The sequence below is a fragment of the Pseudarthrobacter sp. PH31-O2 genome, from assembly GCF_030063265.1.
GTDB lineage: Bacteria > Actinomycetota > Actinomycetes > Actinomycetales > Micrococcaceae > Arthrobacter.
The window spans coordinates 1-23,139 of sequence record NZ_JASIST010000016.1 but is presented as its reverse complement, the minus strand read 5'-3'; the positions used below and the strand labels follow the sequence as shown (position 1 = coordinate 23,139).

At 63.2% G+C, this 23,139-nt stretch carries 23 protein-coding genes and 4 pseudogenes; 13 read left to right on the top strand and 14 right to left on the bottom strand.

Going from position 1 to position 23,139, the window contains the following annotated elements; all coding sequences use genetic code 11:
- Positions 1-536: 536 nt before the first annotated feature.
- The gene (locus tag QMG72_RS17320) at positions 537-977 is read right to left on the bottom strand and encodes a heavy metal-responsive transcriptional regulator (protein WP_282361013.1); all 441 of its coding nucleotides are present in this window, start codon (positions 975-977) and stop codon (positions 537-539) included.
- 55 nt (positions 978-1,032) lie between these two features.
- On the opposite strand from QMG72_RS17320, the gene QMG72_RS17315 reads away from it, so the two are divergent.
- The 4 genes from QMG72_RS17315 to QMG72_RS17300 all read left to right on the top strand — a co-directional run bounded on the left by QMG72_RS17315 (position 1,033) and on the right by QMG72_RS17300 (position 5,043).
- Positions 1,033-1,332 carry a thioredoxin family protein gene (locus QMG72_RS17315; protein WP_282361014.1) on the top strand — a complete coding sequence of 100 codons (300 nt, stop codon included), beginning with the start codon at positions 1,033-1,035 and terminating at the stop codon, positions 1,330-1,332.
- Between the two features lie 127 nt (positions 1,333-1,459).
- On the top strand, positions 1,460-2,812 hold the full coding sequence (locus tag QMG72_RS17310) for a dihydrolipoyl dehydrogenase family protein (RefSeq protein ID WP_282361015.1): 1,353 nt from the start codon (positions 1,460-1,462) through the stop codon (positions 2,810-2,812).
- A gap of 212 nt (positions 2,813-3,024) precedes the next feature.
- On the top strand, positions 3,025-3,852 hold the full coding sequence (locus QMG72_RS17305; RefSeq protein WP_282361016.1) for a substrate-binding domain-containing protein: 828 nt from the start codon (positions 3,025-3,027) through the stop codon (positions 3,850-3,852).
- An 87-nt stretch (positions 3,853-3,939) separates the two neighbouring features.
- Positions 3,940-5,043: an oxidoreductase gene (locus tag QMG72_RS17300; RefSeq protein ID WP_282361017.1), complete on the top strand. Its 1,104-nt coding sequence runs from the start codon at positions 3,940-3,942 to the stop codon at positions 5,041-5,043.
- A gap of 118 nt (positions 5,044-5,161) precedes the next feature.
- Here QMG72_RS17300 and QMG72_RS17295 read toward each other — a convergent pair whose 3' ends face one another.
- Together QMG72_RS17295 and QMG72_RS17290 are read right to left on the bottom strand one after the other, a co-directional pair.
- Entirely contained in the window at positions 5,162-5,518 is a 357-nt protein-coding gene (locus QMG72_RS17295; protein WP_282361018.1) for a hypothetical protein, read from the bottom strand.
- A gap of 36 nt (positions 5,519-5,554) precedes the next feature.
- Positions 5,555-5,740: a hypothetical protein gene (locus QMG72_RS17290; protein WP_282361019.1), complete on the bottom strand. Its 186-nt coding sequence runs from the start codon at positions 5,738-5,740 to the stop codon at positions 5,555-5,557.
- 837 nt (positions 5,741-6,577) lie between these two features.
- On the opposite strand from QMG72_RS17290, the gene QMG72_RS17285 reads away from it, so the two are divergent.
- Complete coding sequence (locus QMG72_RS17285; RefSeq protein WP_282361020.1) at positions 6,578-6,814, top strand: hypothetical protein; 237 nt, start codon at positions 6,578-6,580, stop codon at positions 6,812-6,814.
- 169 nt (positions 6,815-6,983) lie between these two features.
- On the opposite strand, the gene QMG72_RS17280 is transcribed toward QMG72_RS17285, so the two are convergent.
- Positions 6,984-7,628, bottom strand: a complete 645-nt coding sequence (locus QMG72_RS17280) for an ANTAR domain-containing protein (RefSeq protein WP_283481285.1) — start codon at positions 7,626-7,628, stop codon at positions 6,984-6,986.
- 329 nt (positions 7,629-7,957) lie between these two features.
- Between QMG72_RS17280 and QMG72_RS17275 the strand changes: the two genes are divergently transcribed.
- The 3 genes and pseudogenes from QMG72_RS17275 to QMG72_RS17895 all read left to right on the top strand — a co-directional run bounded on the left by QMG72_RS17275 (position 7,958) and on the right by QMG72_RS17895 (position 9,170).
- The gene (locus QMG72_RS17275) at positions 7,958-8,146 is read left to right on the top strand and encodes a hypothetical protein (RefSeq protein ID WP_282361025.1); all 189 of its coding nucleotides are present in this window, start codon (positions 7,958-7,960) and stop codon (positions 8,144-8,146) included.
- 205 nt (positions 8,147-8,351) lie between these two features.
- On the top strand, positions 8,352-8,687 hold the full coding sequence (locus QMG72_RS17270) for an SLAC1 family transporter (protein ID WP_282361026.1): 336 nt from the start codon (positions 8,352-8,354) through the stop codon (positions 8,685-8,687).
- A gap of 25 nt (positions 8,688-8,712) precedes the next feature.
- Positions 8,713-9,170: pseudogene (locus tag QMG72_RS17895) on the top strand (thioredoxin-like domain-containing protein).
- Between the two features lie 125 nt (positions 9,171-9,295).
- Here the strand turns inward: QMG72_RS17895 and QMG72_RS17265 are convergent.
- The 3 genes from QMG72_RS17265 to QMG72_RS17255 all read right to left on the bottom strand — a co-directional run bounded on the left by QMG72_RS17265 (position 9,296) and on the right by QMG72_RS17255 (position 13,499).
- The gene (locus QMG72_RS17265) at positions 9,296-10,213 is read right to left on the bottom strand and encodes an NmrA family NAD(P)-binding protein (RefSeq protein WP_282361021.1); all 918 of its coding nucleotides are present in this window, start codon (positions 10,211-10,213) and stop codon (positions 9,296-9,298) included.
- Positions 10,214-11,336: 1,123 nt separating this feature from the next.
- A complete protein-coding gene (locus QMG72_RS17260; RefSeq protein WP_282361023.1) occupies positions 11,337-11,645 on the bottom strand; it encodes a hypothetical protein in 309 nt (102 codons plus the stop codon).
- A gap of 183 nt (positions 11,646-11,828) precedes the next feature.
- On the bottom strand, positions 11,829-13,499 hold the full coding sequence (locus QMG72_RS17255; protein ID WP_282360994.1) for an FtsX-like permease family protein: 1,671 nt from the start codon (positions 13,497-13,499) through the stop codon (positions 11,829-11,831).
- 323 nt (positions 13,500-13,822) lie between these two features.
- Here QMG72_RS17255 and QMG72_RS17890 point away from each other — a divergent pair.
- The 3 genes and pseudogenes from QMG72_RS17890 to QMG72_RS17245 all read left to right on the top strand — a co-directional run.
- Positions 13,823-14,020, top strand: a pseudogene (locus QMG72_RS17890) (diguanylate cyclase domain-containing protein); the annotation flags it as partial.
- A gap of 377 nt (positions 14,021-14,397) precedes the next feature.
- Entirely contained in the window at positions 14,398-14,937 is a 540-nt protein-coding gene (locus QMG72_RS17250) for a TspO/MBR family protein (RefSeq protein ID WP_226776146.1), read from the top strand.
- A 414-nt stretch (positions 14,938-15,351) separates the two neighbouring features.
- Positions 15,352-16,266: a DMT family protein gene (locus QMG72_RS17245; protein WP_282360996.1), complete on the top strand. Its 915-nt coding sequence runs from the start codon at positions 15,352-15,354 to the stop codon at positions 16,264-16,266.
- A 12-nt stretch (positions 16,267-16,278) separates the two neighbouring features.
- Here QMG72_RS17245 and QMG72_RS17240 read toward each other — a convergent pair whose 3' ends face one another.
- The 7 genes and pseudogenes from QMG72_RS17240 to QMG72_RS17215 all read right to left on the bottom strand — a co-directional run bounded on the left by QMG72_RS17240 (position 16,279) and on the right by QMG72_RS17215 (position 19,981).
- A complete protein-coding gene (locus QMG72_RS17240; RefSeq protein WP_282361002.1) occupies positions 16,279-16,911 on the bottom strand; it encodes an EAL domain-containing protein in 633 nt (210 codons plus the stop codon).
- A 165-nt stretch (positions 16,912-17,076) separates the two neighbouring features.
- Positions 17,077-17,172, bottom strand: a complete 96-nt coding sequence (locus tag QMG72_RS17885; protein WP_354157622.1) for a hypothetical protein — start codon at positions 17,170-17,172, stop codon at positions 17,077-17,079.
- Positions 17,173-17,229: 57 nt separating this feature from the next.
- On the bottom strand, positions 17,230-18,021 hold the full coding sequence (locus QMG72_RS17235) for a TRAP transporter small permease (protein ID WP_283481284.1): 792 nt from the start codon (positions 18,019-18,021) through the stop codon (positions 17,230-17,232).
- A gap of 69 nt (positions 18,022-18,090) precedes the next feature.
- Positions 18,091-18,363, bottom strand: a complete 273-nt coding sequence (locus QMG72_RS17230; RefSeq protein WP_282360998.1) for a type 2 periplasmic-binding domain-containing protein — start codon at positions 18,361-18,363, stop codon at positions 18,091-18,093.
- A gap of 4 nt (positions 18,364-18,367) precedes the next feature.
- Positions 18,368-18,715: pseudogene (locus QMG72_RS17225) on the bottom strand (type 2 periplasmic-binding domain-containing protein); the annotation flags it as partial.
- A gap of 51 nt (positions 18,716-18,766) precedes the next feature.
- A pseudogene (locus QMG72_RS17220) lies at positions 18,767-19,109 on the bottom strand (transposase); the annotation flags it as partial.
- A gap of 236 nt (positions 19,110-19,345) precedes the next feature.
- A complete protein-coding gene (locus QMG72_RS17215; protein ID WP_282360999.1) occupies positions 19,346-19,981 on the bottom strand; it encodes an ester cyclase in 636 nt (211 codons plus the stop codon).
- 1,577 nt (positions 19,982-21,558) lie between these two features.
- On the opposite strand from QMG72_RS17215, the gene QMG72_RS17210 reads away from it, so the two are divergent.
- Together QMG72_RS17210 and QMG72_RS17205 are read left to right on the top strand one after the other, a co-directional pair.
- A complete protein-coding gene (locus tag QMG72_RS17210) occupies positions 21,559-22,218 on the top strand; it encodes a nucleoside/nucleotide kinase family protein (protein WP_283481281.1) in 660 nt (219 codons plus the stop codon).
- 270 nt (positions 22,219-22,488) lie between these two features.
- Entirely contained in the window at positions 22,489-22,923 is a 435-nt protein-coding gene (locus tag QMG72_RS17205; RefSeq protein ID WP_283481280.1) for a hypothetical protein, read from the top strand.
- Positions 22,924-23,139: the final 216 nt, after the last annotated feature.

Here is a 23,139-nt window from a genome sequence, read left to right as displayed (position 1 = left end):
GGTCCCATTCGGCTGACCGACGACGTGCTGGTCCGGGACTTAAAGGACCCGCTGGGCGAGACGCTGGTCGCCTACATCGGTGCCGTGAAGGAAACCCGGGGCCGTCCGGCTGTGGGCCGATGGGGAACGGAAACCTTCCGCCGACGTGATGCACCGGTTGAGGACCACCTACCACGTGGCCGCCCTGCTCGCGGAGCGGGATTCCCGCGCCGTAGTGCAGGCCTGCTTCTAGGGCATGAAACCGCAGCTGGGTGGTGTCCCGCCGGCGCGCCTGCTCCGCGAATGCCAGCTGGACGTCGTCGGCCCGCAGGTGTGGCCGCTGCACGCGCGTTCGCGGCCGCAGTCTGATCGGTGGTTTCTGCAGAACTGACGACTGCCGAGGCCGCCGGCAGGGCCGGCGCGCCTGCTTCCGGCCGGAACCGTGGGCCTGGAGCGGCTGGGAATGGGCCCCCGACGGCCGGTTCCCGGGCCGGTGGGACGACCTGCACAGCAACTTCCGCACCTGAATCGCCGAATGGTCGGTTTTTCGCGGCTCTTTAGTGCACGCTTCGCGCAATCGAGGCTTCGTGTCGGTCCGCCGGTGGTTGTGCGATGATCTGGCAGACGTCCGCATCGGAACAGTCGGCTGGATCGAGGTCGCGGCTCACCTCGATGAGTCGGCCAAGTTCAGCGGCCAGACCGGCCAGTTCTTGTTGGCGGCCGCGGACCTCAGCCAGCTTTTCCTTCAGGAGCCCGGCCACGTGGGCGCAGGGCGCTTCGCCGGAATCGCGCTGGGAGAGGACTCCCTTGATCTCGTTCAGCGCGAGTCCTGCTGACTGGGCGGCGCGGACAAACCGCAGCCGACCAACAACCATACCATCGTAGATTCGGTACCCGTTGGGCGACCGGGTGGGTGCGGGCAAAAGCCCCTGACGTTCGTAGAAACGAATGGTTTGAGTGTCGATGCCGGTAACGGCGCTGACTTTCCCGATGAGCATGGTTCCAGTCTAACGCTTGACCTTGTAGCCGACTATAAGGTTTACGGTGGTTCGTATGGAGATCACCCTGCAATATTTTGACGGTTGCCCGAACTGGAAAGTCGCCGAGGAGCGGCTCATGACACTGGCCGCGGAACGGTCCGGCGTTGTCCTTGTCCGGCAGCTCGTGAATACGGTGGAGGAAGCCGAGCGGGTAAGGTTCCATGGCTCCCCGAGCATCCTCATCAATGGTGTCGACGTGTTCGCTGCTGCCGGTGCCTCCGTGGGATTGGCGTGCCGCCGCTACCTGACCCCTGACGGAGCGGCCGGCGCCCCCAGCCTCGAGCAGCTCAAGGCAGCGATCGATGCCGGCTGATCGGCGGGCATCCAACGCCGGAGCACCAACGGGTCCGAGTCCGTGTCGAGGACCTTGGTGCGTGCCATGGCCAATTAACACCGACCGCCAATGCGGTCGCCCGAGATGATCCAACGGAAGGTTTGAAATGAGCGAGAACTACGATCTGGTAGTCATTGGTGCCGGCATGGCCGGGATCGCTGCGGCGACAAAATGCTCTTCGGCGGGATGGCGGGTGGCAATCGTCGATTCGCTTCCCTATGGCGGCACCTGTGCATTGCGCGGGTGCGACCCGAAGAAAATCCTGCGGCGCGGCGCAGAGGTTATCGACAGTGCCCGGCTGATGCAGGGCAAGGGCATCGACGGCAACGGCCTGTCGATAAACTGGGCCGAGCTGATGAAGCACAAGCACGGATTCACCGACCCGGTGCCGCAGAGCATGGAAGAGGACCTGCGCCATATCGGCGTGGAGACCCTGAATGGGACCGCAAGCTTTACCGGACCGTCCCTGATCCAGGTCTCCGGGACGACGCTCAGGACATCCAAGGTCCTGATCGCTACCGGCGCCACACCTCGGCCCCTGGATTTCCCGGGCCAGGAACACCTCATTGATAGCACCGACTTCCTGAATCTTAGGTCCCTTCCTGCCCGCATTGTGTTCGTGGGCGGTGGTTTCGTCTCCTTCGAGTTCGCCCACATCGCCGCCCGCGCGGGAAGCTCCGCGGTGATCGTGGACCGGGGCGCACGCCCCCTGAAATCATTCGACGCGGACCTGGTCGAGCTGCTGATCGACCGCGGCGCGGAGGCCGGGGTCCAGGTGCGGCGCGGCACCAGCATCACCGGTGTGGAAAAAACGCGCGAGGGCTACAGGCTGCGCCTGCAGCAGGCCGGCCGCGAGGCAACGCTTGATGCGGATTTGGTGGTGCACGGTGCCGGCCGGATCCCGGATTTGTCGCGGTTGAATCTTGAAGCAGCCCACGTGGCCTACGGCAAAAGGGGTATTGAGGTGGCCGGCCACCTGCAGAGCACCACAAACCCCGCCGTCTACGCGGCCGGTGATGCGGCGGACACCGCGGGCCCGCCACTGACTCCGGTGGCCGTTTTCGAAGCCAAGGTCGCCGCGTCCAACATGTTGAAGTCGGGTTCCACGGTCCCGGACTACGCGGCCACGCCGACAGCGGTCTTCACGATCCCCGAGCTGGTCCGCATCGGTATGCTGGAGCACGAGGCCCGCGACAGCGGACTAAACATCGACGTTCGGCATTCGGACACCAGCCAGTGGTACTCGAACTACCGAATCGGTGAAACCGCCGGCGCTGCCAAAATCATCATTGACAGAAAAACCGGACACCTCCTCGGAGTGCACCTGTTCGGATCCGGATACGCGGAACTGGCCAACACATTCAGCCTGGCCATGAAACACGGATTAACCACCCGCGAACTCAAATCCATGACACCCACCTATCCGTCGGTCGGCTCCGACCTTGACTCAATGCTCTAGGAGCAGAGCCGACGTTCGGGCACGGGGTTCAACCCCGCGTGACCCGGCGGTGTTCGGCGGTCAGGCGAGTCAACGAGCAGCGAGCCACCTGATGAACCCACCATCTAGAAAATCCACGCTTTTCGCGGTCCGGACTTCATACCCTAGAGCATCGAAGCGATCGGCGGCGTCGTACGCACGGAACCTCCACGCTCATCTGCAGGGCCCGCTCCGTGACCGTATGGGGAAGTGCGGATTCAGGCGGGTACGAGGGCATCGACGAGGCCGCGGCGGAACTGGGCTATTCGACATTTGTGATGAACTCGCGCGATGACCCGGAGGAACAACGACGCAAGACGGACACCATGCTCGCCCGGCGGGTGGACGGGCTGATCATCGGTGACGCTCATTTGGACACTGGGCTGCTGGTGGAAATGACCGACCGGAAGGTGCCGTTTGTGCTGATGAACCGCCGCGTCCCGGGCTACCCCGCGGCTACCTGCGACGACGTCCTGGGCGGCGAGCTTGTGGCCGAGCACCTGTGGAACACCGGGCACCGGAATGTCGCGGTGATCGCCGGGGAGCCGTACGCCAGCACGGCTGTGGACCGGACGGCCGGTTTCGTCGACCGCTGGCGTTCGCTGGGGGGAAAGCTGCCCGGGAACGCCGTGGTGTGGTCCCGGTTCGATACTGCCGGGGGCCGTGAAGCGGCCGAGACCATCCTGACCCACTGCCGTCCCCGCCCGACGGCGCTTTTCGCCGTCAATGACTTCGCCGCAATCGGGGCCATGGGAGCACTGCGGTCCCACGGGCTCACCGTCGGTACCGATGTGGCAGTGGTCGGCTTTAATGACACGTCACTGGCCGCGGAGCTGCCCATTCCACTGTCCTCCGTCCGCTCGCCCATGCTGGATATCGGACGTACGGCGGTGCAGCTGCTAAAGGGGGTGCTCGACGGCGCACACGTCGAATCGATCAGGTTGGAACCGACCCTGTACGCGCGGGAAAGCAGCGCCCGGACCGAGCCCGCCAGCGCGTCCCGGCCTGCGTCTGAAATATAAAACCCGTGTCTGTCGTTTGCACTTCCAGGGAGCACGCTTAACTGCGGCTCTCTTTTTCTTTCCCCGAAACACCTCTAGGAGATATTCGTGCCGGATTTCGCACCCCTCTGGTCCCCTGTTCAGATCGGCCCAACCGGGCTGAGCAATCGTGTTGCTCTAGCTCCCATGACGCGCATCAGCGCCACCGAGGACGGGCATGCGACACAGAAAATGGTCGCCTACTATGAGGCCTATGCCCGCGGCGGCTTCGGACTCCTGATTACCGAAGGCATCTACCCCGACACCGCCTACAGCCAGGGCTACCTCTTCCAGCCGGGCATCGCCACCAAAGAACAAGCACACTCCTGGATAAAGGTCGTCGAGGCGGTCCACTCCGCCGGCGCCCGGATCTTCGCCCAGCTCATGCATGCAGGGGCCCAGACCCAGGGAAACCGGTTCGTGGACTCCACCATTGGTCCCTCCGCGATCGCCCCCAAGGGTGAACAATTGGCCTTCTACCGCGGAGAAGGCCCCTACCCCGTTCCCGGGCAGATCACCGCGGCCCAGATGGACGAGGTCCGCGACGGCTTCGTCACGGCTGCACTGCACGCTAAGGCAGCCGGATTCGACGGCGTAGAAATCCACGGCGCGAACGGGTATCTGCTTGACCAGTTCCTCACCGACTACCTCAACACCAGGACCGACAACTACGGCGGCTCACCCGAGAACAGGGTGCGTTTCGCTGCCGAAATCTGCCGCGCCGTCCGCGAGGCCGTGGGTCCGGACATGAGCGTGGGAATCCGTATTTCCCAGGCCAAGGTCAGTGACAATGACCACCGGTGGAGCGGTGGCGCCGAAGAAGCACGAATCATCTTTGAAACCCTCGGTGCTACCGGGATCGATTTTATCCACACCACCGAATACAGGGCCGCGGCCCCGGCCTTCGAAAACGGCACGGAGTCCCTTGCCGCCCTGGCCAAGAAGTACTCGGGAATAACGATCATCGCCAACGGCAACCTCGACGACCCCGAAACCGCCGTCTCCTTGCTCCGTGACGGGGACGCCGATGTCGTCGCCCTGGGCAAAGCAGCCCTCGCGAACCGGAACTGGCCCCACCGGGTACGCAACAACCTCGCCTTCGACGAGCTCGACACCAGGCTCTTCGCTCCGGTAGCGGACGTCAAGGACTGGGAACTGGAACTTCCCGCATAAAGGCATCCACCCGACCCCGCGCGGGCCAGGCCCAGACCGCCTGGCCCGCCCGGCTCCGTGAGAAAAACCATGTTTCAGCTCCTTCCGCAACCAAAAAAGCCGAGCGGGTCAAGCCTCTCTAGCCCCTACAAGCACCGACGGTTGCCTCCCGACACGCGCTCGACCTTGCGGCCCTTGTGGCGCCCTTACCCATGGTGGGCGCCGCCCCGGAGTGTGTGCCCTCGCTGCGTACCGCTGCGAGGCGCCCGCGGAGCCGGGCTTCGTTCGCGCCGGTTTTTGCCAGGGATTCCGCGAATTTCTCGTGGTATCCGGCCGATCCATAGCCGACGGCCGACGCACTCTCCGTTTTGCCACCCTGGTCTTTGATCCGGCTGCGGTCGTTGCCGGTGACGCAGTTCTCGATCTCGCGCCCGACGCCCTCCACGCGGGCGAAGAGTTCCTTCTCGACCCGTCGGTACCGCTGACCCACTGACATCCGCGCCGAGCCTTTGAACCCGCCTTCCGCCAGGAGCTAGGCTGCGAGAATTTCCTTGGCGACTTTCACGAACGAGGGATCCTCGAAATGCGAGGTGCCGGCGCCGTTGACGATCACGGTCGTTTCCTTGCGCAGCTGATCAATGTCGGGCCCGTTGATCCCGTTCCTACCGATAAGGAACAGTCGTTTCTCCACGGGAGTGCCCGCTGCTTCCAGAGCCATGGGGGTCTTTGCTGTGTGGCGGTCTGCAATGCATGGGCCAGCTCGGGATTGGCCAGGGACTCGACAGGCAACTGGTGCCGTCCCTTCTCCGGGGCAAGTGTCCCCGCCTGGGAGTGGAGTTCTTCGGCGCGGACTGCGTAGAGCGGGCCCCTGCCTTTCTATGTTCGGCGGCAGCTTTACGCGCCCCTCCGTGGCTGCGCGCTAAGTCGTCCTGGCGGGCCTTTCCCGTGGTGATGCGCCGGATCCCTGGCTCAACATACGCGGTGTCCGCTCCGGTACCGCGTTGTCGGTCGTGACCGTCCTGGTCATGGATTTTGTGTTCATGAGGTGATGTTCAGTTTCGCTGGGGCGGGGCGGGCGCCGGAAATACTTGGTGTCCTCTCCCCCACCATGTGGTTTGCGTGCTGGCGGAGCATCGCGTAGCTGTGCCCGGCAGAACCGGGGCAAGCCGAAGGGCAAGCGATTGATGGTTCGTGGGAGGAAATCAGCGCAGCGCCGAGCACAGGCGATCGGCTGCGCGGCCGTGCGCAGGCCCGTTGCGCCGGTGGAGCGGGCACGTATGATCCAACGGACCTCAGAAGAAAGGAAAAAGAATGCTTGTGTCGACCGAGCGCAGCGAGGCCCGTATCGTCCCCTGGCTGCGCCCGGTCATGCCAGCTTCCGGCCATCCGGGCGGGAACACTGCAGTGCGCGGCGGCCCGATGAAAAGACAATGGCCGCTGTACGGGCAAAGTTGTAGCCTAATGAGAGACCGCAGGAATGCTTGTCCTGCGACCAAGCAACGGCCTTCATCCCGCCCTTCTGCGAAGTTCGGGAGGGCAGAGGGTGTGGGTTCTGATGGATAACAACCAGCAGGAACTGATGCATATTGCGTTCCTGCTCACAGGCCTCGAGGTCCCTGAAGCATGGTTGGCGTACTTCGCGTACGGGGGCAACCAGGGCCTGTGGGTCGTCGATGCATATCTGAACGGACTGGCTCCGCTGCCAGCCCACGACTGCGACCTGCTGGCGGCGGTCCTCAATGAACGCCTGGCCGAACTCCACTTGCCGCACCTCGCCTCCTACAGCGGCTAAGGAGGCATCACGCAGCCTGCAGTCCAGCAACAACAGGAGTGCAGGGGTGCCGTCCCGGGCATTACCCAAGTCGACGAGGCGGCGCCGGGCCAGAGAGAGCATCGCCTCAAATGCGTTGTGCCCTCGACGAATTTGCGATCGTGGCAGGTCCTGCGGGCTTGACGGGTGGTTAGGCCTCGAAGTGGGTTGTCGTTCCGGTGGTGCCGGAGAAGCGCGCGACGATCTCCGTGGCAACGGAGTGCAACTTCTGGTTGCGGCTGGTCGAGGCCCGCAGGAGGATACCGAAGGCTTCCTCCTGCGAACACCGGCTCTGCGCAATGATCACCCCGCAGGCCATGTTGATCGCTGTCCTGCCCTCCATTGCGGCCTTCAGATTACGGCTGAGCAGATCCGCCGCGGCGATCCTGATGCTCAGGCGTAGGGCATCACTGGCCGCGTCCGCAAAGTCGACTGCCACGCCAACGGCACCCCCGATAAACAGACCCGTGGCGGGGGCGTAAAAGTTCAGAACTGCAGTCGCGTCCTGGCGCAGCTGAAGAGGCACGGCCAACGCGGCAGCGTTTCCCGCTGCGACGGGTTCGCCGTTGTATCGGGCCCATCTTCTCTCCGCTGCCGCGTCGCTGCTGCCGGTGACGGTAGGGCTGAGCTTGTGCAGCCGCAGGGTCAGCACGCACCCGATCCGCGCCCCAGTCGCCCGGCCCATTGTCGCCGCAGCCAACGCGGCCATCCTGTCCAGTAAATCCGTGATGTCCCCCGCGCCGTCGACCAGGCCGAGTAGCCGCCGAAAATCGTTGGCTTGCCCGTCTTTTTCCATACCGGTGATAGTAGCCTCCGCGGCCGCGTGAGTGTCGTCAAGGCTGCGATGTCCGCTCCGCGGACCATCGTTCGGTCAGAGTTACCGGGTCATACGTACCTGGCTGACCGATCCGGGTTGATTTCGCCAATCCAGAAGATCCCATGTCGCAGTCGGCAGTTGTGATGCTCGCACTCTTCGGCCAAATGGTACGAACCTACGCGATCGAACGCGCAGCTCACGCGCGTGCCGTTGCTGTCACTAAAGGCAAAAGGATCGACCGGCCCAGCGCGATCGATCCAGCGAAGCTAGCCTACGCCGCTCACCTTCGCGATTAGGAAAATCAGCCCATCTCCGAGATCGTCGAAGCCACCGGTATCACCCGCTCCAGCCTCTACCGTTACCTGCCGCCCCGTCCGCCGGCGACGCTGACCGCCGAGACCCAGCCCAACGGCCGAAAGTCCCGGACGTCGGTGGCGGTTCGTGCAGGCGACTTCGGACAGAACGACGGTTCGTGCAGGCGACTTCGGACAGAATGACAGTTGGTGCACGCGGCTTCAGACGAAACGACGGTTGGTGCAGACGGCTTCGAACACTTCCGTGTCAGGAGTCGGCTGCATAAGCCCCGTAGTTCCAAGGAATCCAGTGCAGGCGACTTCTGAAACTGACACTTTTGGACGCGCTTGGTTGTTGTAGCAGATACGGTCGTTTTAGGCAGCCGAACTTCCCTGCTTCGCGAGGTCGCTGGTTTCATACTTGTGGATCGTGCTGGGCCCGCAGGGCCAGTCCATCACCGCCGCGAACCTCGTGAGCGGAAACGCCCACCTCGCCGTGTCCGGGACCTTGGCCCGGGCGATGGAAACCTTCGGTGTCCTGTACGGGGCGCCGGTCCTGCGCTTCGCGCTCATGTGGGCCGGACTCGCAACCGCCATCACCATCCGCACCGGACGCCAGTGCCAGCCGTTCTCCCTGACCTGGTGGTCCTACACCTTCCCCATCGGAACCTGCGTCACCGGCCTGACCGGCCTCGCCGCCCACACCCACCTCGCCGCCTTCGACGTGATGGCCATCGCCGGCTAGACCCTGTTAGTCGCCGCCTGGATCATTGTCGCCGCCTGGACCTTCCACGGCGGCATCCTCCAAGGCACCCTCTCCCAGAAGCCCTCAACGACCGCACCGTAGGCGGCCCGCAGCGGACCAGCAGCCCGTCACTCAAACAAGCAAGCGTCCACACTCCCTCGAACACGGTGCAGTCTGGATCAGCTACCAACCCGGACTACCCGCCGATGACATCGCCAAGCTCCCCCGGCTTGCAACCAACCAAAGCCACGTCCTGGTCAGCCCTTTCCCGGCCAGGGATCCCGCATCGAAGAAACCGCCTGGGGAAAACAACTAAGCGTCACAGACCCGGCAGATCCGCGGCTGCCGGCATCCAACAAAGCATTTCAGCAGGGTCCACAAACACCCGAACCCGGCGAGACCTGCAGCGGCGGAGTCAACGGATACATCAGGAGACATACCCCCCGCTCGGCCGATCAGCCCCCAACGCGCGCCGTCCCATGAACTGCCACTCACCCGTTAATGGCAACCCACGCGGAACGACAAACCGCCAATCCAAACAGCGATTTATCCGCCAAGTCCGACTAAAAGTCACAGCCGCGGGCCGATCTGAGTAGCTGTCGCCGTCATCAGCCCTTGGTCGCACCGTACTTCACGTGCGCCTCAAGGACGTCACGGACGCTCGTCCAAGCCTGCGGCCCGTAGCGGTCGTTGTTCACATGATGCAGTTGAGCCTCGCCACTGAACATACTGACGAAGTACTGCATACCCTGCCAGGCAGGGAAGGTCGCCTCCTCGCCATTTGATACGCGACGCCCGATCCGGGCCATGCCGGACAGCATTCCCGTGGTACCTGCCCATTGGGTGGTGAAGGCAGCGCCAGTGAGCTCGGTCATGATCCGCGCGATACCTCGGGCTGTTACCCGGTCCCCGGCCACCTCGACGACGCGTGGCGCGGCGTCGTCCAGTGCCACATAAGCGACGGTGCGGGCGACGTCGTCCTTGGTAGTGAAGTCCAGAACCTGGTCCGGCGAGGACCAGTAGAGGATCTTGTGCCGCCTGAACAGGACCATCGGAGCCTGTCCGGTCAGCATGTCCGCAAAGGCGCCGTTGAGCACGGACGTCGTGTGGAGCGGAGTGGCATCGACGTCGGCGGCGAACTCCCTGCGCAGCTCGAAGTTGCGGTTGCTGCCCGGGGTGACACGCCGATAATCAGCCGAGTAGTCGGACGGGATGAAGCGTGTCACACCGGCCTCAACGGCTGCAGCTAGCAACGCCTGCTGGGCGTCGAGGATGACGGAGCGCGCGCCGCTGACTGCGGACACGACGATGTCGGCTCCGAAGAGGGCGTCGACGAGGCCGACGTGGTCCGTATATGCGGCCTCGCGAATCTCAACGCGGTCCCGCTCCCCGAACATGGCCTGGGCGTGTCCGCCGCCGGGGCGGGTCAGAACGCGAACGAAGGCGGCGGGGTCGGCGGCGAGCAGCTCGCGGACGATCCGGTGGCCGAGGTCACCGGTGGCTCCGGCGACGAGGACGGTGGTCATGATGAGGTGCTCTTCTCTGTGTGAGTGGTGCCGCGGGAGTTGGTACGGCGTCGGCGGGCTTAGAGGTGGGGTCCAGTCACCGACCGCTCGGTGCCGGCGACGACACGGATGCATGACTCCGCCTCACCCGCGTCCGGGGCGACGCGCGTCATTGCCAGGCTGCAGACTCCTTCCAGCGCGCCCGCGCCTGGGTCGCGCCGGAGGCGTACTCCTGGAATACTCGCACAGCCCGGCGCCAACGAGAGCATCAACCTGGGAATCCAGGGACAGCCCACGGGTGCTGCCCCTCGCGTACCCAATCACATCGCCGGACGCGTCAAAAACCCTTCTCAAGCGGTTTCGACCACCGTTCATTTCGAAAACCAGTTCTGACCAACCCTAAGAAAGGAATTGAGCAACTTTCTGTCAGTCTCCAAAGTCGTCTGCACGGAATTTCCACACTCGTCTGCACGACATTCTCAGCCCGGAGCGAGAATAAGCCGTCATATAGGCTGGCTGCGAACGGGCTGCGGAACAGCCCACCGCATTGGGGGACGGCATGGACCATAGAACGAGACTATTGATCGCCGGCGTCGGGATTGCCGGCTTGAGCGCACTGGTACAACTGCTGTTCGTTATTACCAAGCTGCCTGTCATCTTTTGGTCAGATCTTCTGGGCGGAATCGCCGCAGCTGTCGTTACTGCAATTCTCTTGGTCCTTCTCCGTGGTCGTCCTCAGCGGCCGGTATGACCGACCAGTTCCACCCACTGTTCCGGCGTGGGCCGCGGAAGGCCGCCACGGCAGATGGAACCTACATGCTGCTGCCATTTTTTCCAGAGAGTAGATATCCATGGCCACTCCAAGCAAGTCACTATTGTTTCGGCAGAGCCGCATGCAGAGAGCACTAGGGTCGCTTTTCTGCATGTCGATGATGGGGCTATTGGCTTCGATCGTTCTGTCCGGCAGCAACCCGCTCTTTCCAGGGTTATCGGGCCCGCTGCTGGTCCTGTTCTTCTTCCTGACCGCAGCAGGCAGCGTATTCGGACTGGCCACCATCAGGTCCCGGCGGACTACCACGGAAGTCACAGACAAGAGATAAGCCCGTGACACCTCGAGGACGCCACTGAGCCGCCACGAGCACGTTCACGAGTCGCGAACGCCAGCATCGAGCCCACGCACCAGCGCACTACGCAGCCGACTGACCGCGTGCGACGAGGCCCCGTTACCGACATCCTGGAACGACCCCATGCCGCCTTGGTACAAGGTAAGGGCATTCCGCGTTGCTTCAAGCAGAACGCGCGGGTCTGAGATACCGATGAACTGTTCGTCGAGCCAGTCTGCAACTCCTATTCGCTGCTTGTCCTGTTCTGCGCGGGTCACAGCACGTAGCTCTGCGGCTGCGGCGATTATCTCGTCTCGGAAAACTTCCACGTTGTGCTGATTGCGGCTCATTCACAAATCCTATGTAGTTGCCAAGCCCTCACGCACAGCGACGGACCCTGGACCCGCCGCCCGTAAGCCAGTGAGGATATAGGTGGCATCACCTACGAGGATTCCGGGGCAACATCGGCAGAGTCGCCCCGACCGCAAGCGGATCCTTTACCGGACGTTTCACCGGATCGTCTCAAGTGCATGTCACTCGAAGCGGGTAGCCGTCATTGCCGTATTGCTCCGAATGAGGCCGAAGGTCGCGGTGACTGCTCCGAGGGCCAGGAGCAAGCTGAGACCCAGGGCCATGAAGTAGTCGGGTGCCGGCCAGGTCACTCGGTAGGTGTCGTCGATGAAGGTCACCATCAGCCAGGCGACAAGGAATCCGAGGCCGACCGAGAGTAGCAGCACGGCCAGGAGCGGGACTGCTGCTTCACGGGTGATGATGCGGCGCAGGACGGACACCGGCATTCCCACCAGCCGCATCAGGCCGAGAACTCTCTTCCGGTCCAGAACGGCGGAGGCGGTGGCGACGGCCAGCGAGAGGCCGGCGATGGCGATCGCGACGAACATGCCGAGGTAGGCAAGGACGGCCAGGCCCTGAATCAGGCGGCCGGTGGACTGCAGTTTGAGGTCCAGCGGGGAGGTGGCAGGGATGGCCGTGATGCCTGAACTGTTTAATGCTGTCCGGGCACGGTCCATAGCTTCCGGGGTCCCGTCGGTGCCGAGCACCATCACGACAGGAACCAGTCCGTCCAGGTTGGTGGCGGGCGCCGGGGTCAGTGCCAGTGGTTGCGTGGTCCAGTAGTGGAGGAACGTTGTATCGACGGCGACGGTCTCTGCGGCTGGGATGTCCTGGAATCCGAGGTCGGGGGCGTCCGCGGCGCGAAAGTAGATTTCAGAACCGGCACCCCTTTCGGAGAGAGCTGCCGGGCCGTAGCCGACGGTGGCGCTGCGGATTCCGGCCAGGTCCCTGGCCTGGCGGGCGGCCTCCGCTACCTGGGCCGGGGTGTGTCCGCTGCTTATGGTGGCGTGGAGGCTGGTGGGCTGAAGCAGGCCGGGCCGGGCCGGGCGCACCTCCGTGGATTCGACGATGCTGGATCCTCCGGCGAAGACGGAGACCACGAACACGGCGATGACCAGCCCTGATACGGACCGGAAGGTCGCGACCGGTGTCTTTTGGATCCGGCTGGCGGCAATGACTCCTGCCGCGCTTCGCGCCTGGCGCAGTCCGATCCGGCTCACCAGGCGCGTCAGCCAGGGGCCGATGACCACGATGCCGACGAGGATGAGCAGAAAGCCGAGGATAAGGAGCGGAGATGCCAGCCACAGTAGCCCCGCGTCGCCGGTCCGGATCGCGAGGACAGCGGTGATCATGGCGGCGAGTCCGGCCAGCACGGGCGCGGTCCGCCACATGGTGGGTGTTTTTTCGTGCACGGCTCTCGTCACGCCCAAGGGGCCAATGCCGGCACGGGCCGTGCGGTGCGCGGCCACAAGTGTCGAGGCCGCGACCACCAGGGCGACGACGGCGGCGGCCGCCGCCGGGCCGGTGGTCAGATCTGCGGCGAACATCCTGGTGCCGTTGACGGGTATTTGCGCGGCAGCCGGCCTCAGCACGATTGCCAGCACGACGCCCAGCAACGCCCCGACAAGGCTGGGGACGGCGGTTTCGACGGCGGCGATCCGGGAGATGAGCTGTGGGGATGCGCCGATGAGGCGCAGGGTCGCGAAGCGTTCGCGGCGCTGGGCGGCGCCCAGGCCGGTGACAATGCTGATCAGCAGCAGAACGGGGAAGAACACGGCGATGGCCCCGATGGACAGCACCGTGTTGTAGGCGGCCGCGCTGCCACCGTAGGGGTCGGTGGTGAAGTCTGACACCAGGACGGCCTTGCCGTTCTGGCGGAGTTCGGCTTCCGTTGCTCCCGTGACGACGATCAGGGAGTCCGGCCCGGGTAAGGCAGCATCGTCAATCGTGCCGGCAAACGTCCCGAAACGGTCACCGAGCTGATCCTGCGGCGTTGATTCGATCAGGCGCTGCAGTGCCGGGGATGCGTTGAGCCGTGCGCTGGAAGCCCGCTTTGAACGCCTTCGCCATCACCTTCAGCGACCGAATCCCGGCAGCTGAAAACCACAAAAGAAAACTGCCGGATACACCGTTTATGAGATAGTCCCGCTGGCCAACCAGGCCTACGTGACCCGTCGTGCTCCCCGGCTCCGGAACCGATATCGCAGCGCCCATTGCCCGGCGCGTCATGGACGCCATCGCCGCGCCGGTCCATGTCGCCGGGGCCGCACTGCAGGTCCCCGCCAGCATAGGGATAGCCATCGGTACCGGACTGGAAGACCGCGAAGAGCTGCTCGAGCGGGCCGACAAGGCAATGTACTCGACCAAACACGCCGGCCGCGAACGGTACGTAATCTACGGAGCCGCAATGAGGCCCGGCCATCAGGGCGGTATGAGGGTCCGTCCCCACCCATCACAGGCCCCAGACGGCAACCCAGTTCTGGACCGAACTGCGCCAAACCCTCACCTCACCACGCCCCGGGCCCGACACGGGAAACAAGCCAGCCAACGACACTCTCCCCATCAGCTAACCCTCACCCGGCGGGGTTTCCCCGCAGCCCCGGCCAGCCCGGGTCTCCATCCCTGTACCGGTATTCGGTACGGAGACCACACCCGGACAACCGCAACCAGGGCACATCGGAAAGGCTGGAGAATACCTTCCTGGGCAGTCTCCGGTTTGACGGGCACCCCGGGATTGGCCAAGGTGTACCAGTGCCCCCGAAATTTGAAGAACCCGTCCCCGCCCAGCCGACGCCGGCCAGGGCCGGCACCGGCCTTCAGATCGCAGCGCTGCTGGGCTTCATGGCCCTGGCCCACGCGGTGTCATTCCTGGGTTCGCTAGCCATCATCGCCAACGCCCACGGCTGGTACGCCGCCGCGAACAAGGCACCCTGGACACCCCCGGACTGGGTCTTCGGGACCGTCTGGACGGTGCTGTATACGACCATGGCCGTAGCCGCCTGGCTCATCTGGCGCCAACAGGCGGCCCGCCGCGGCGCCATGGTCGCCTACGGCGCCCAGTTGGCCCTGAACCTTGCCTGGGCCCCCACGTTTTTCGGCATGTACCCCATGATCGGAACCGCCGCCCTGTGGCTCGCGCTCCTCATCATCACCGCACTGTTCGTGGGAGTAAGCGTGACGGTTCTCCGGTTCGGCCCCCTCAGCCGGACCGCCGGGGCCCTGATGCTCCCCTACATTTCCTGGATCATCTTCTCAGCCAGCCTGAACCTCTACGCCGCAACCACCAACTAGCCGGAACTCCCCCTGGCCCGGTGCCCGCGGTCGATCACGGCCACAGACGCGCAAGTGACTGTGCAATATCCGCCACGCCCGCGCCTGACCCAATGAGCAGACCTCTGAAGGTCACACGGACCGGTCTCGCCCCCCGGAAGTTACGAGCCCTGAGCTGCCCCGATCGCGGGACGCCCGGCGGAATCGAAGCACGCCCACTCCCCGGCACGCCCTGGCAGTCATCCGAGCAGCCGTCACCAGCGTCGCCACCAACGGGGCCGGCCAGCTCGTCCAAATCCTGCCTGGTGCCTGGTGCCTGGTTAATTATCGATTACCTCGCCAACAAAACATGAAGCAGGCATCGGCGCAGATCCATCTAGCACCCGTCGGCCAGCCAGAGCAGCGGCGCAGCCAACGAATCGGTAGGGTCGGATCATGACCCATGCTTCCGCCGTGTCAGCGATTTCGTCCTATCACTGGCTCGGTATCCCGATCGCCGTCGCCGGGGCTGTACTGCTGGCCCTCGGCACGCTGTTTCAACACAAAGCCGTGGAAGACCAGGGGGCCGCCCCGGGGCGGACCGCCGGGAGCATGGGCGGGGGACGCCTCCAGGCCCTAATGCGCAAACCGGTCTGGCTGGGCGGGACAGCGATGCTCGCCGCTGCAATACTCCTGCAGCTTACGAGCCTGAGATTTTCACCCCTGATCGTGGTGCAGCCCATCGGCGCGGTCGCCCTGGTTGTGACCACGTTGGCCACGGCACGGATGACCCGCCGGTCCCCGGGGCGCCGGGCCCTCACATCCGTGGCTTTGTGTGTCGGTGGGGTGGGCGCGTTCGTTGCTGTCGCTGCCGTGTCCGCCCAGGACGTTCTAATCAGCGACGGGCACCTCATCACTATCTTGGTTATTCTCGGTATCGTCCTCGCCGCATTTGGAACGGGTTACGGTCTCTGGCGGCGGCGATGGGGGGCCATCATCTTTACCGGTGGTGCCGGTGTCCTGTTCGGATTCGTCGCGGCCTTGGCAAAGACCGTCATCGCCCGGCTCTTCCAGGGCGATTTCGAATGGCTGTCCCTTAGCTGCCTGGCCGGGCTGGTGATTGCCGCCGTGTCCGGGACGTTCCTAGTCCAGAACGCACACACCCGGGGCACTCCCGAACTCGTCGTGGCCGGGCTGACAGTCATCGACCCCCTCGTTGCCGTCACCATCGGCATCACCATCCTCGGCGAAGCCGACACCGCCCCGCCCCAAGCGTTCATCGCCTACTTCCTTGCAGGCGCCGTAGCGGTCACCGGAGTCCTCCTCCTCGCAACAGTCAAAAAGGTGCCGACGCTTCCAGCACGTGAATAAGCCAACCTGCCCCTAACAAGGCCGGAACTCCACCTGTATGTGGCCGGAATGGAATTCTGTGATGGCTCTTCTGGCGTGATGTTCAGCTTCCGGGACTTCCCGGGGCGGGACGGGGCGGGAGAAGAGGTAGCCCTGGAGGGAGTCACATCCTAGGCCGAGCAAGTATCGGGCCTGTTCGGGGGTTTCGACTCCCTCGGCGGTGATTTTGAGTCCGAGGTTGTGGGCCATCGCGGTCATGGAATCGAGGATCGGGAGCCCCTCGTCCCCGATGATGATCACGGAGACGAAGGACTGGTCGATCTTGAGGATGTCCACGGGAAGATCCTGGAGCCGGCCGAGGGATGAATACCCGGTGCCGAAGTCATCCAGGGCGACCTTGATGACTTGGCGGCGCAGCAGCCCCAGCTGGGTGGTGATATGCGGAGCGGGGTCCATGAAGACGCTTTCGGTGACTTCCAGGATCAATTGGTCGCAGCGGATCCCGGCGACGGCCAGGGTGTCCATAACGGTCCGCGCGTATCCTGGCGCCCGCAGTTGCTCGGCTGAGACGTTCACGGCCACGGAGTGTTCCCGGTCCTGTCCCCGCCAGGATTTGAGCTGGACGCAGGTCTGGGTCAGGATCTCCTGGCCGATAGCGCTGATCAGCCCGGTGCTTTCTTGTCAGCGATGGTCGAAAACTGAGCCACTTCGCGGGTGCAAAAGTGAGCCACGTTGATGTTGGTTGTTCTGCCTGATTTTCCGGTCTTGTCGAGGGCAGTGAGTCTGTCTGTGCATGTTTGAGTCGGTAGCTGGAGCCTTTGAGGGTGATGACTACGGCGTGCTGGACGATGCGAGGGCAGCAAGTACGAGGAGCCCGATGAACAGGGCAATGAGGTACGGCCAGAAGTGCTTCAGGCTGTTTTCCACGGTTTCGCGGGCGGTGGCACAGACGAGGTAGAAGACGACGCCGGCCGGGGGCGCGAACTAGCCGTTGCCCATGGAGATGATGAGCACCATGGCGCTGACATTGGAAATGCCGCCGAGGTAGAGGTCGATTCCCGACGCGAGGGCCAGGACGAAGGCGATGGGGAGGCCAAGGAAGAGCAACAGGAACAGGACCGCGAGCACCAGGGCCAGGAGGACGTTCGGCGAAGCGTAGTAGAACAGCGGCGGGGCCAATAGGACGACGGCGACCATCGCCGCGGCGATCCCTGCGGCGGCCACGACCGGCCGGCGTTCCTGCCGCCAAAGCTTGACGACGGCGAACCACGTGATGAGCACCATGCCGCAAGAGAACGCCAGGGAAACCCAGAACACCGGCAGCTGCAGGATGGGCGTCTTTTCCTCGATCTGCTGGGCAAGCGTCGGCACGAAGAGCGCGAAGGCCCCCGCGCTCATGATAAAGACGAGCCAGTCGACTAGGGCGGCCAGATAGGGCTTCCACGTTGCGGGCAGGCGAATGATCAGTGCCTGCACCGACATGTTCGCTCCCTTCGGATACGCGACGGCTCCACCAATGAAGGCAATGGTCAGGAGCGCAATTTCTGACACCTCCTGAGTCCAGAGCACAGAATCTCCGGTGACGACCCGGACCATTATGTTCAGCAGGATGACGACGAGCTCGGCGAGGATCGCCGCGCCCACGGCCCATTCAAAGGTCTTGTCGAGCCAGACGGCGCCGCTCCTGCCAGGGGGAACGTGACCGTGATGCAGGATCTCTTCCGCGTCAGACGGAATGACTTCCTCGAGTTCCTCGGGAGCGAGGGTGCGTTTCATATTCTGACAGACTGTCGACGTTGATAGCGGGATGTTGGTGGGAGGGCCGGGGCGCCGTGCGGGGTTTAGTTAGTTGGAGTTGGTGAAAGCGATGGCCTCGTCGAAGAATTCCTTGCCGATCAGCTGGGAGAACTGCGGGTAAAGGCTCTTGGACGTGGCCTTGAATTCTTCAAGTTTCTGAACCTCGGAGAACTTATTGGTCCACGGCACTTCAATCGGATTTTCCTGTCCCTTGATCGTTCCGGTCTGGAGGCCCGTGAAGACCTCGGGGAAGGCCATGGTGGTCGGGCTCGCACCCAGCTTCCCGAAAAAGTCGATCCAGAGCGGGTTGCCGGGGGACACGGATTTTCAGGCCTTTGAGGTCCGAGGGCTGTTGGATGGGGCGCACGGAATTGGTGATCTCGCGGCCGGTCCGGGTGAGGAACGATAGCGCGACGGTGTCATTGGTCGCGAGCTTATCCTTCAGTGCCTGGCCCGGCTTCCCGGCCAGGAACGCCGCTTCCTCCGTTGTGTCCTTGAAGAGGTAGGGGATGCTGATGCCGTTCATTTCCGGCACCGCCGCGGCGTAGACGGACCTCGCGAGGATGAGGGCATCCAGCGAGCCGCCCTGCAGGCGGGTGACGGCGGCATTCTGGTCCCCGATGAAACTCGTTCCGTTCGGAACTACCGGGCGATTAACGGCCGGCTTGAACACCTTCGTGGCTCCGCACTCGGCTTCCCGAATCTCACCAACTATGTCGCCAGATCACTGCTGGAATCCGGCGGATTCAGACCGAAACTGCACTCTCAATTCTGATAGCCCAATTACGTCGTAGAGTGTCCCGACTCGGAGCATGGCGTGGATGACGTCGCAGCGGCGCCGTGCCAGACAGATGAAGGCGGCACTGTGCTTCTTGCCTTCGGCGCGTTTGCGGACGTAGTACGCCCTGGACCCGGGGGGCGTGGCACGAGGCGATCCACGCGGATCTGAAAAGTGCGTTCTTGAGTTGTTTTTTCCCGGAGCGTGCAGGTAATTCGCCGCGGATGGAGGTCCCGGAACGCTGCGTGACCGGGGGGATGCCGGCGTAGGCAGCGAGGTGGCCGGCGGTCCGGAAGCTGCCGACAGGGTCAACGTCCTTCCACGAGCCCTTGCTCGCTAAGTCAAGGAGTCAACAAAACCGGGGGCAGTCCCCGCGGTAAGGCACTAGCCAGCGAGTCCAAGCGATCACCCGACGGATCTGGCCTAGGTTGCACGAAGGCTGCGGTCTCGAGCACAACGACGGTCCCGGACCACAAAGCCAACTGCCACGACCGACCGTCTTACTGATTGGCTCTACACGCCGGTTCACACGCCACGGAGCAGCCAGTCATTGTCAGGGTTTCTGCCGCCCTCAGGATCCGGTGCATCCGAAACCGGCACGGACGTGCTCTGGTCCTCCACTTGCACCCGCGTCGGCAAGGCTCGCCAGCGGTCCATAGGAACCGCGACAACTGGACCAGATTCGTCCTCCTGAACGCTCTCGTCCGCGTCCCAGACCATGTTGCCCACCTTCTGCTTGTCATCCCATGGCTGCCGCGCCAGTCCGAGTTGGGTGAGCATGCCGAGTTGGTCGCTGCTTCCCCAGCGTTCGATGAGTTTGCCGTCTTCGAAGCGTCCGATCTGCATGCCCCGGATTTTGAAGCTCTTGCCGGTGGGCGGGTGGCCCATCAGCGGCCCCTGATGTGTCCCGGTGATCGTGTAGGCGAACGCGACGTCGTCGTCGGTGGCTGTGAGGTGTTCGACGTCGAGGTGCAGATCGGGAAAATGAGAGCGCAACCCTGCGAACAGGTCTTTGAATCCCTGCGGTCCCGGTCCTTGTCCGGGTGCCGGGTCGTGGTCGACGCAGTCGGCCGCGACGACGTCGTCGAATTGATCGAGGTTGCCGTTGTTTACGGCGGCGCCGAAGCGCTCCTGGGCGTGGATGTTGGCGTTCCTGGTCATGGATCCTCCGTTTATAGTTGTCAGGCCGGTCCGTGCGGAGCGGTCCTGGTTGTTATCTGTCATCGTGCGCGCTGGTCTGCCCGGGAGCAAGGGCAAGGGCAGCGGGAGCGGGTTCGGCCCGGGCCTGCCTGCGGCCGGAACTTCAGGCGGATTCGGATACGCCTGAGCACTAACTCAATCGCCGGTGTCATTCCGAGCGTGTCTCTGACCCCGGAGGACGTTCATGTCATCTCGCGAGGTTGCTGCATCATTCAGGAACACTAGTGTCCTGCGCCTAAAGTCCGGTTCAGAAGTCGGCCGATGGATTCGAGGATGGCGCCTTCTAAGTCGATCGCGGTAAAGTCCAGCGATGGTGCGGTTTCGATGGAACCCCATGTGTTGAAGGCCGTCTAGGCGGCCCCCTGGCAGCGGAAAGCCCGCAGTACCACCACGGGACGATTGCTCATGGCAATATCCACCGCTGTAGGTGATGGACGTGGCCGAGAGAATCATTCGCCGTAGTCGTCAGAATGGTTGAGAAGTACTACTGATGCGAGACACCTCAGCTCAGCGTCCTCATGATCAGTTCCGGATCAGTGGCCATGTCATGCCGTTCTCCCCGCATTCCTGCATGAACAGGTATCAGAGCGGAGAATCCGGACCGGCCGCAACCCAAGGTCGATGTAAAGAATATTCAGCAAGTCAGGTTGTGCGCGGTTCTAGTCACCATGAAGGGGTGAACGCGAAAACCCGAAGGAAGGACGAACGAGGACGAACACCCAGAAGAGACCCCACAGGGCGGTACCCGGTCCGCCGTAGGCAGCCGCTCCCCTACACAACCGATTAGGTCTATCCGGGACCCACACACCGGAACATCAGATCAAAGGCGATAGTGTGCACACTGTCCACACGAAGAAACACCAAAAGCCGCTGACCTGCGGAAACACTGTGCCCGAGGTGGGACTCGAACCGGGCTCCAGCCCTTGATTTTCCGCCACTCTCCCGAAAACCTCCGCAATCCGGCCCAGTCCGGCCGATATACGACCCGATCCGAAGCCCAAGGTGTGCACATTGTGCACACCCTCTTTCTTGCCCACTTCGGCACCCCCAACCAGGCTGCCTAAACGGCCGTCCGGGCGGAGCAGTTGTGTCTTGGGCGCGATTTCGCTCCGACATGAAGAGTGGGTCTCCGGAACCGGACCAGCCCCGAACAAGCACCGCACTAGGAGGCGGCTCTCATGCTCGAAATCGACGACCATCATGGCGGCGGGTTCCTCCTTTCGAACATCTCATGCAGGAGAGAACAGCAACGCTGCATGACCAACTGAAAGTCCGGCCTTCCACGAAGCGAGCACGCACCACCAACGGCGCAGTGGAGCCCGCCGCCGCGCCCAGCGACCCTAACTCACATTGCGGAACTCCGCCCCATAAGCCGTCGGCATGGTCGGCGTCCTTCCACGAGCACTCGCTAGTTCGAGGAGTCAACAACGCCAAGGGCAGTCACGCAGCTTAGCCATTGGGGTGGCTAAGAGATGCGTGCCCGTTCAGGGATCCACTTGCGGACGCTGGTTAGGGGCCGCTTCTGGGAGCATGGCGATATGAAGAAGTTCATGCGATCACTGGCAACCGACATTCTCAGCGCCATCGGTTCCGGGCGCCGGTTCGTGGCAATCGACGGCGTGGATGGCAGTGGCAAGACATCGTTCGCCGCAAACCTGGCCTTCGAGATCCAGAATCGACCCGTGATCGTCATCCATGCCGATGACTTTCTGAACCCCTCGCCTGTCAGGCATGCCAAGGGACGTGCCTCACCCGAAGGGTTCTGGCAGGATACCTACAACTACGCGGCACTGCAGGATCAGTTGCTTACGCGACTGGGCCCAGAGGGGGACGGCTGGTACTCGCCGGCCTCCTATAACTCAGCGACCGACCGAATGGCTCATGTGGCGGCCGTTCGCGCTCCATCAGATGCACTGGTCGTAGTCGAAGGAATGTTCCTGCACCGCGATGAACTCGCCCCCTACTGGGATGCTTCGGTGTTCCTGGACGTTCCATTCACCCAAACCGCGGCACGAATGGCAGTTCGGAATGGGAGCAACCCCGACCCGGAGCACCCAACGATGCGCCGCTACGTCGGCGGACAGCGCCTCTACTTCGACTCTGCACGACCCTGGGAACGTGCCACGTTCGTCGTGGACAACTCTGATTTCACTTCACCGAAAGTCATCCGTCCCGACATGGTTTCACCTGTCCGGTGAGGGTTCCCTATCGGGCGCCGGGGCGTCTGCAGAACCACCGGCTTACGGGAACGGGACGGCAGGTGCAAAGAGATCGTTGGCGCGTATGGGCCCATCTGGGAAAGTGCTCACATGAAATATCAACTGAGCAGCTTGGCAAGAGTTGCCGCCCGATACTGGAAAGCTGAGATGGCCGCTGTCTATAGCAACGATTGGGCTTCCCGAGGGGCGCTCAGTGTGGAATAGTGCGGTCAATATCATTGGGGGGTATATGTGATGAAGTGCAGTCGTTTGCTGGAAATCGTTGTCGCAATTTCCCTTGTGGCGGTTCCGCTCACGGGATGCGCGGGGCAGCAGCCAAGACGCGAGGACCTGAAATCTTTTGGCTCTATTGATGAGGCCTACGCTGCCGTCGATGACGTCTTGGGCTGCGATTCAACACCCGTTGGCGATCCGGTTGTGCCTATAGGCGATGGCGTTCGTCTCACTTCGTTGCAGAGACTCTGCTCGCAGAATGTTCAGATAGACCTCTACCCGAATCAGGACGCTCTTAGGAAGAGCTATCAAACGTGGGCTGACTCAAGCCAGGGCAAAATCCCTCTCGTTCGAGGAAATAATTGGATGGTTGTTGACCTCAGCCAAATCGCGAGTGGCCAGCCGGCAAGCTCCAACATCGAACGATTGGCCGAGAAATTGAACGGTGAATACGCCGTTGTCGGCAAGTAGTTGGATTTACCCCGAGAGTGACGCTAGGCGGATAGCCTCGCACGGACGTCATGAAGACGCGCGCCCTGTCAAGGATCCTTGGGTTCTTTCGGTGATTGCAACACTTAGCGGATGGGTGTTGTTATGGCGGGGTATTCAATTCATTTGAGGCCTGATCTCTTGCAGGTTTTTTGGGCCGGGATGCAGGCGGGTGATTTCATCACCGATGCCGTGGTT

What these genes read in the sequence shown, in the direction of transcription:
- QMG72_RS17320 (WP_282361013.1), bottom strand. Translation starts at nt 977, where the DNA reads ATGCTCATCGGGAAAGTCAGCGCCGTTACCGGCATCGACACTCAAACC.
- QMG72_RS17315 (WP_282361014.1), top strand. Translation starts at nt 1,033, where the DNA reads ATGGAGATCACCCTGCAATATTTTGACGGTTGCCCGAACTGGAAAGTC.
- QMG72_RS17310 (WP_282361015.1), top strand. Translation starts at nt 1,460, where the DNA reads ATGAGCGAGAACTACGATCTGGTAGTCATTGGTGCCGGCATGGCCGGG.
- QMG72_RS17295 (WP_282361018.1), bottom strand. Translation starts at nt 5,518, where the DNA reads ATGTCAGTGGGTCAGCGGTACCGACGGGTCGAGAAGGAACTCTTCGCC.
- QMG72_RS17290 (WP_282361019.1), bottom strand. Translation starts at nt 5,740, where the DNA reads ATGGCTCTGGAAGCAGCGGGCACTCCCGTGGAGAAACGACTGTTCCTT.
- QMG72_RS17285 (WP_282361020.1), top strand. Translation starts at nt 6,578, where the DNA reads ATGGATAACAACCAGCAGGAACTGATGCATATTGCGTTCCTGCTCACA.
- QMG72_RS17280 (WP_283481285.1), bottom strand. Translation starts at nt 7,628, where the DNA reads ATGGAAAAAGACGGGCAAGCCAACGATTTTCGGCGGCTACTCGGCCTG.
- QMG72_RS17265 (WP_282361021.1), bottom strand. Translation starts at nt 10,213, where the DNA reads ATGACCACCGTCCTCGTCGCCGGAGCCACCGGTGACCTCGGCCACCGG.
- QMG72_RS17260 (WP_282361023.1), bottom strand. Translation starts at nt 11,645, where the DNA reads ATGAGCCGCAATCAGCACAACGTGGAAGTTTTCCGAGACGAGATAATC.
- QMG72_RS17245 (WP_282360996.1), top strand. Translation starts at nt 15,352, where the DNA reads ATGACCCATGCTTCCGCCGTGTCAGCGATTTCGTCCTATCACTGGCTC.
- QMG72_RS17235 (WP_283481284.1), bottom strand. Translation starts at nt 18,021, where the DNA reads ATGAAACGCACCCTCGCTCCCGAGGAACTCGAGGAAGTCATTCCGTCT.
- QMG72_RS17215 (WP_282360999.1), bottom strand. Translation starts at nt 19,981, where the DNA reads ATGACCAGGAACGCCAACATCCACGCCCAGGAGCGCTTCGGCGCCGCC.
- QMG72_RS17210 (WP_283481281.1), top strand. Translation starts at nt 21,559, where the DNA reads ATGAAGAAGTTCATGCGATCACTGGCAACCGACATTCTCAGCGCCATC.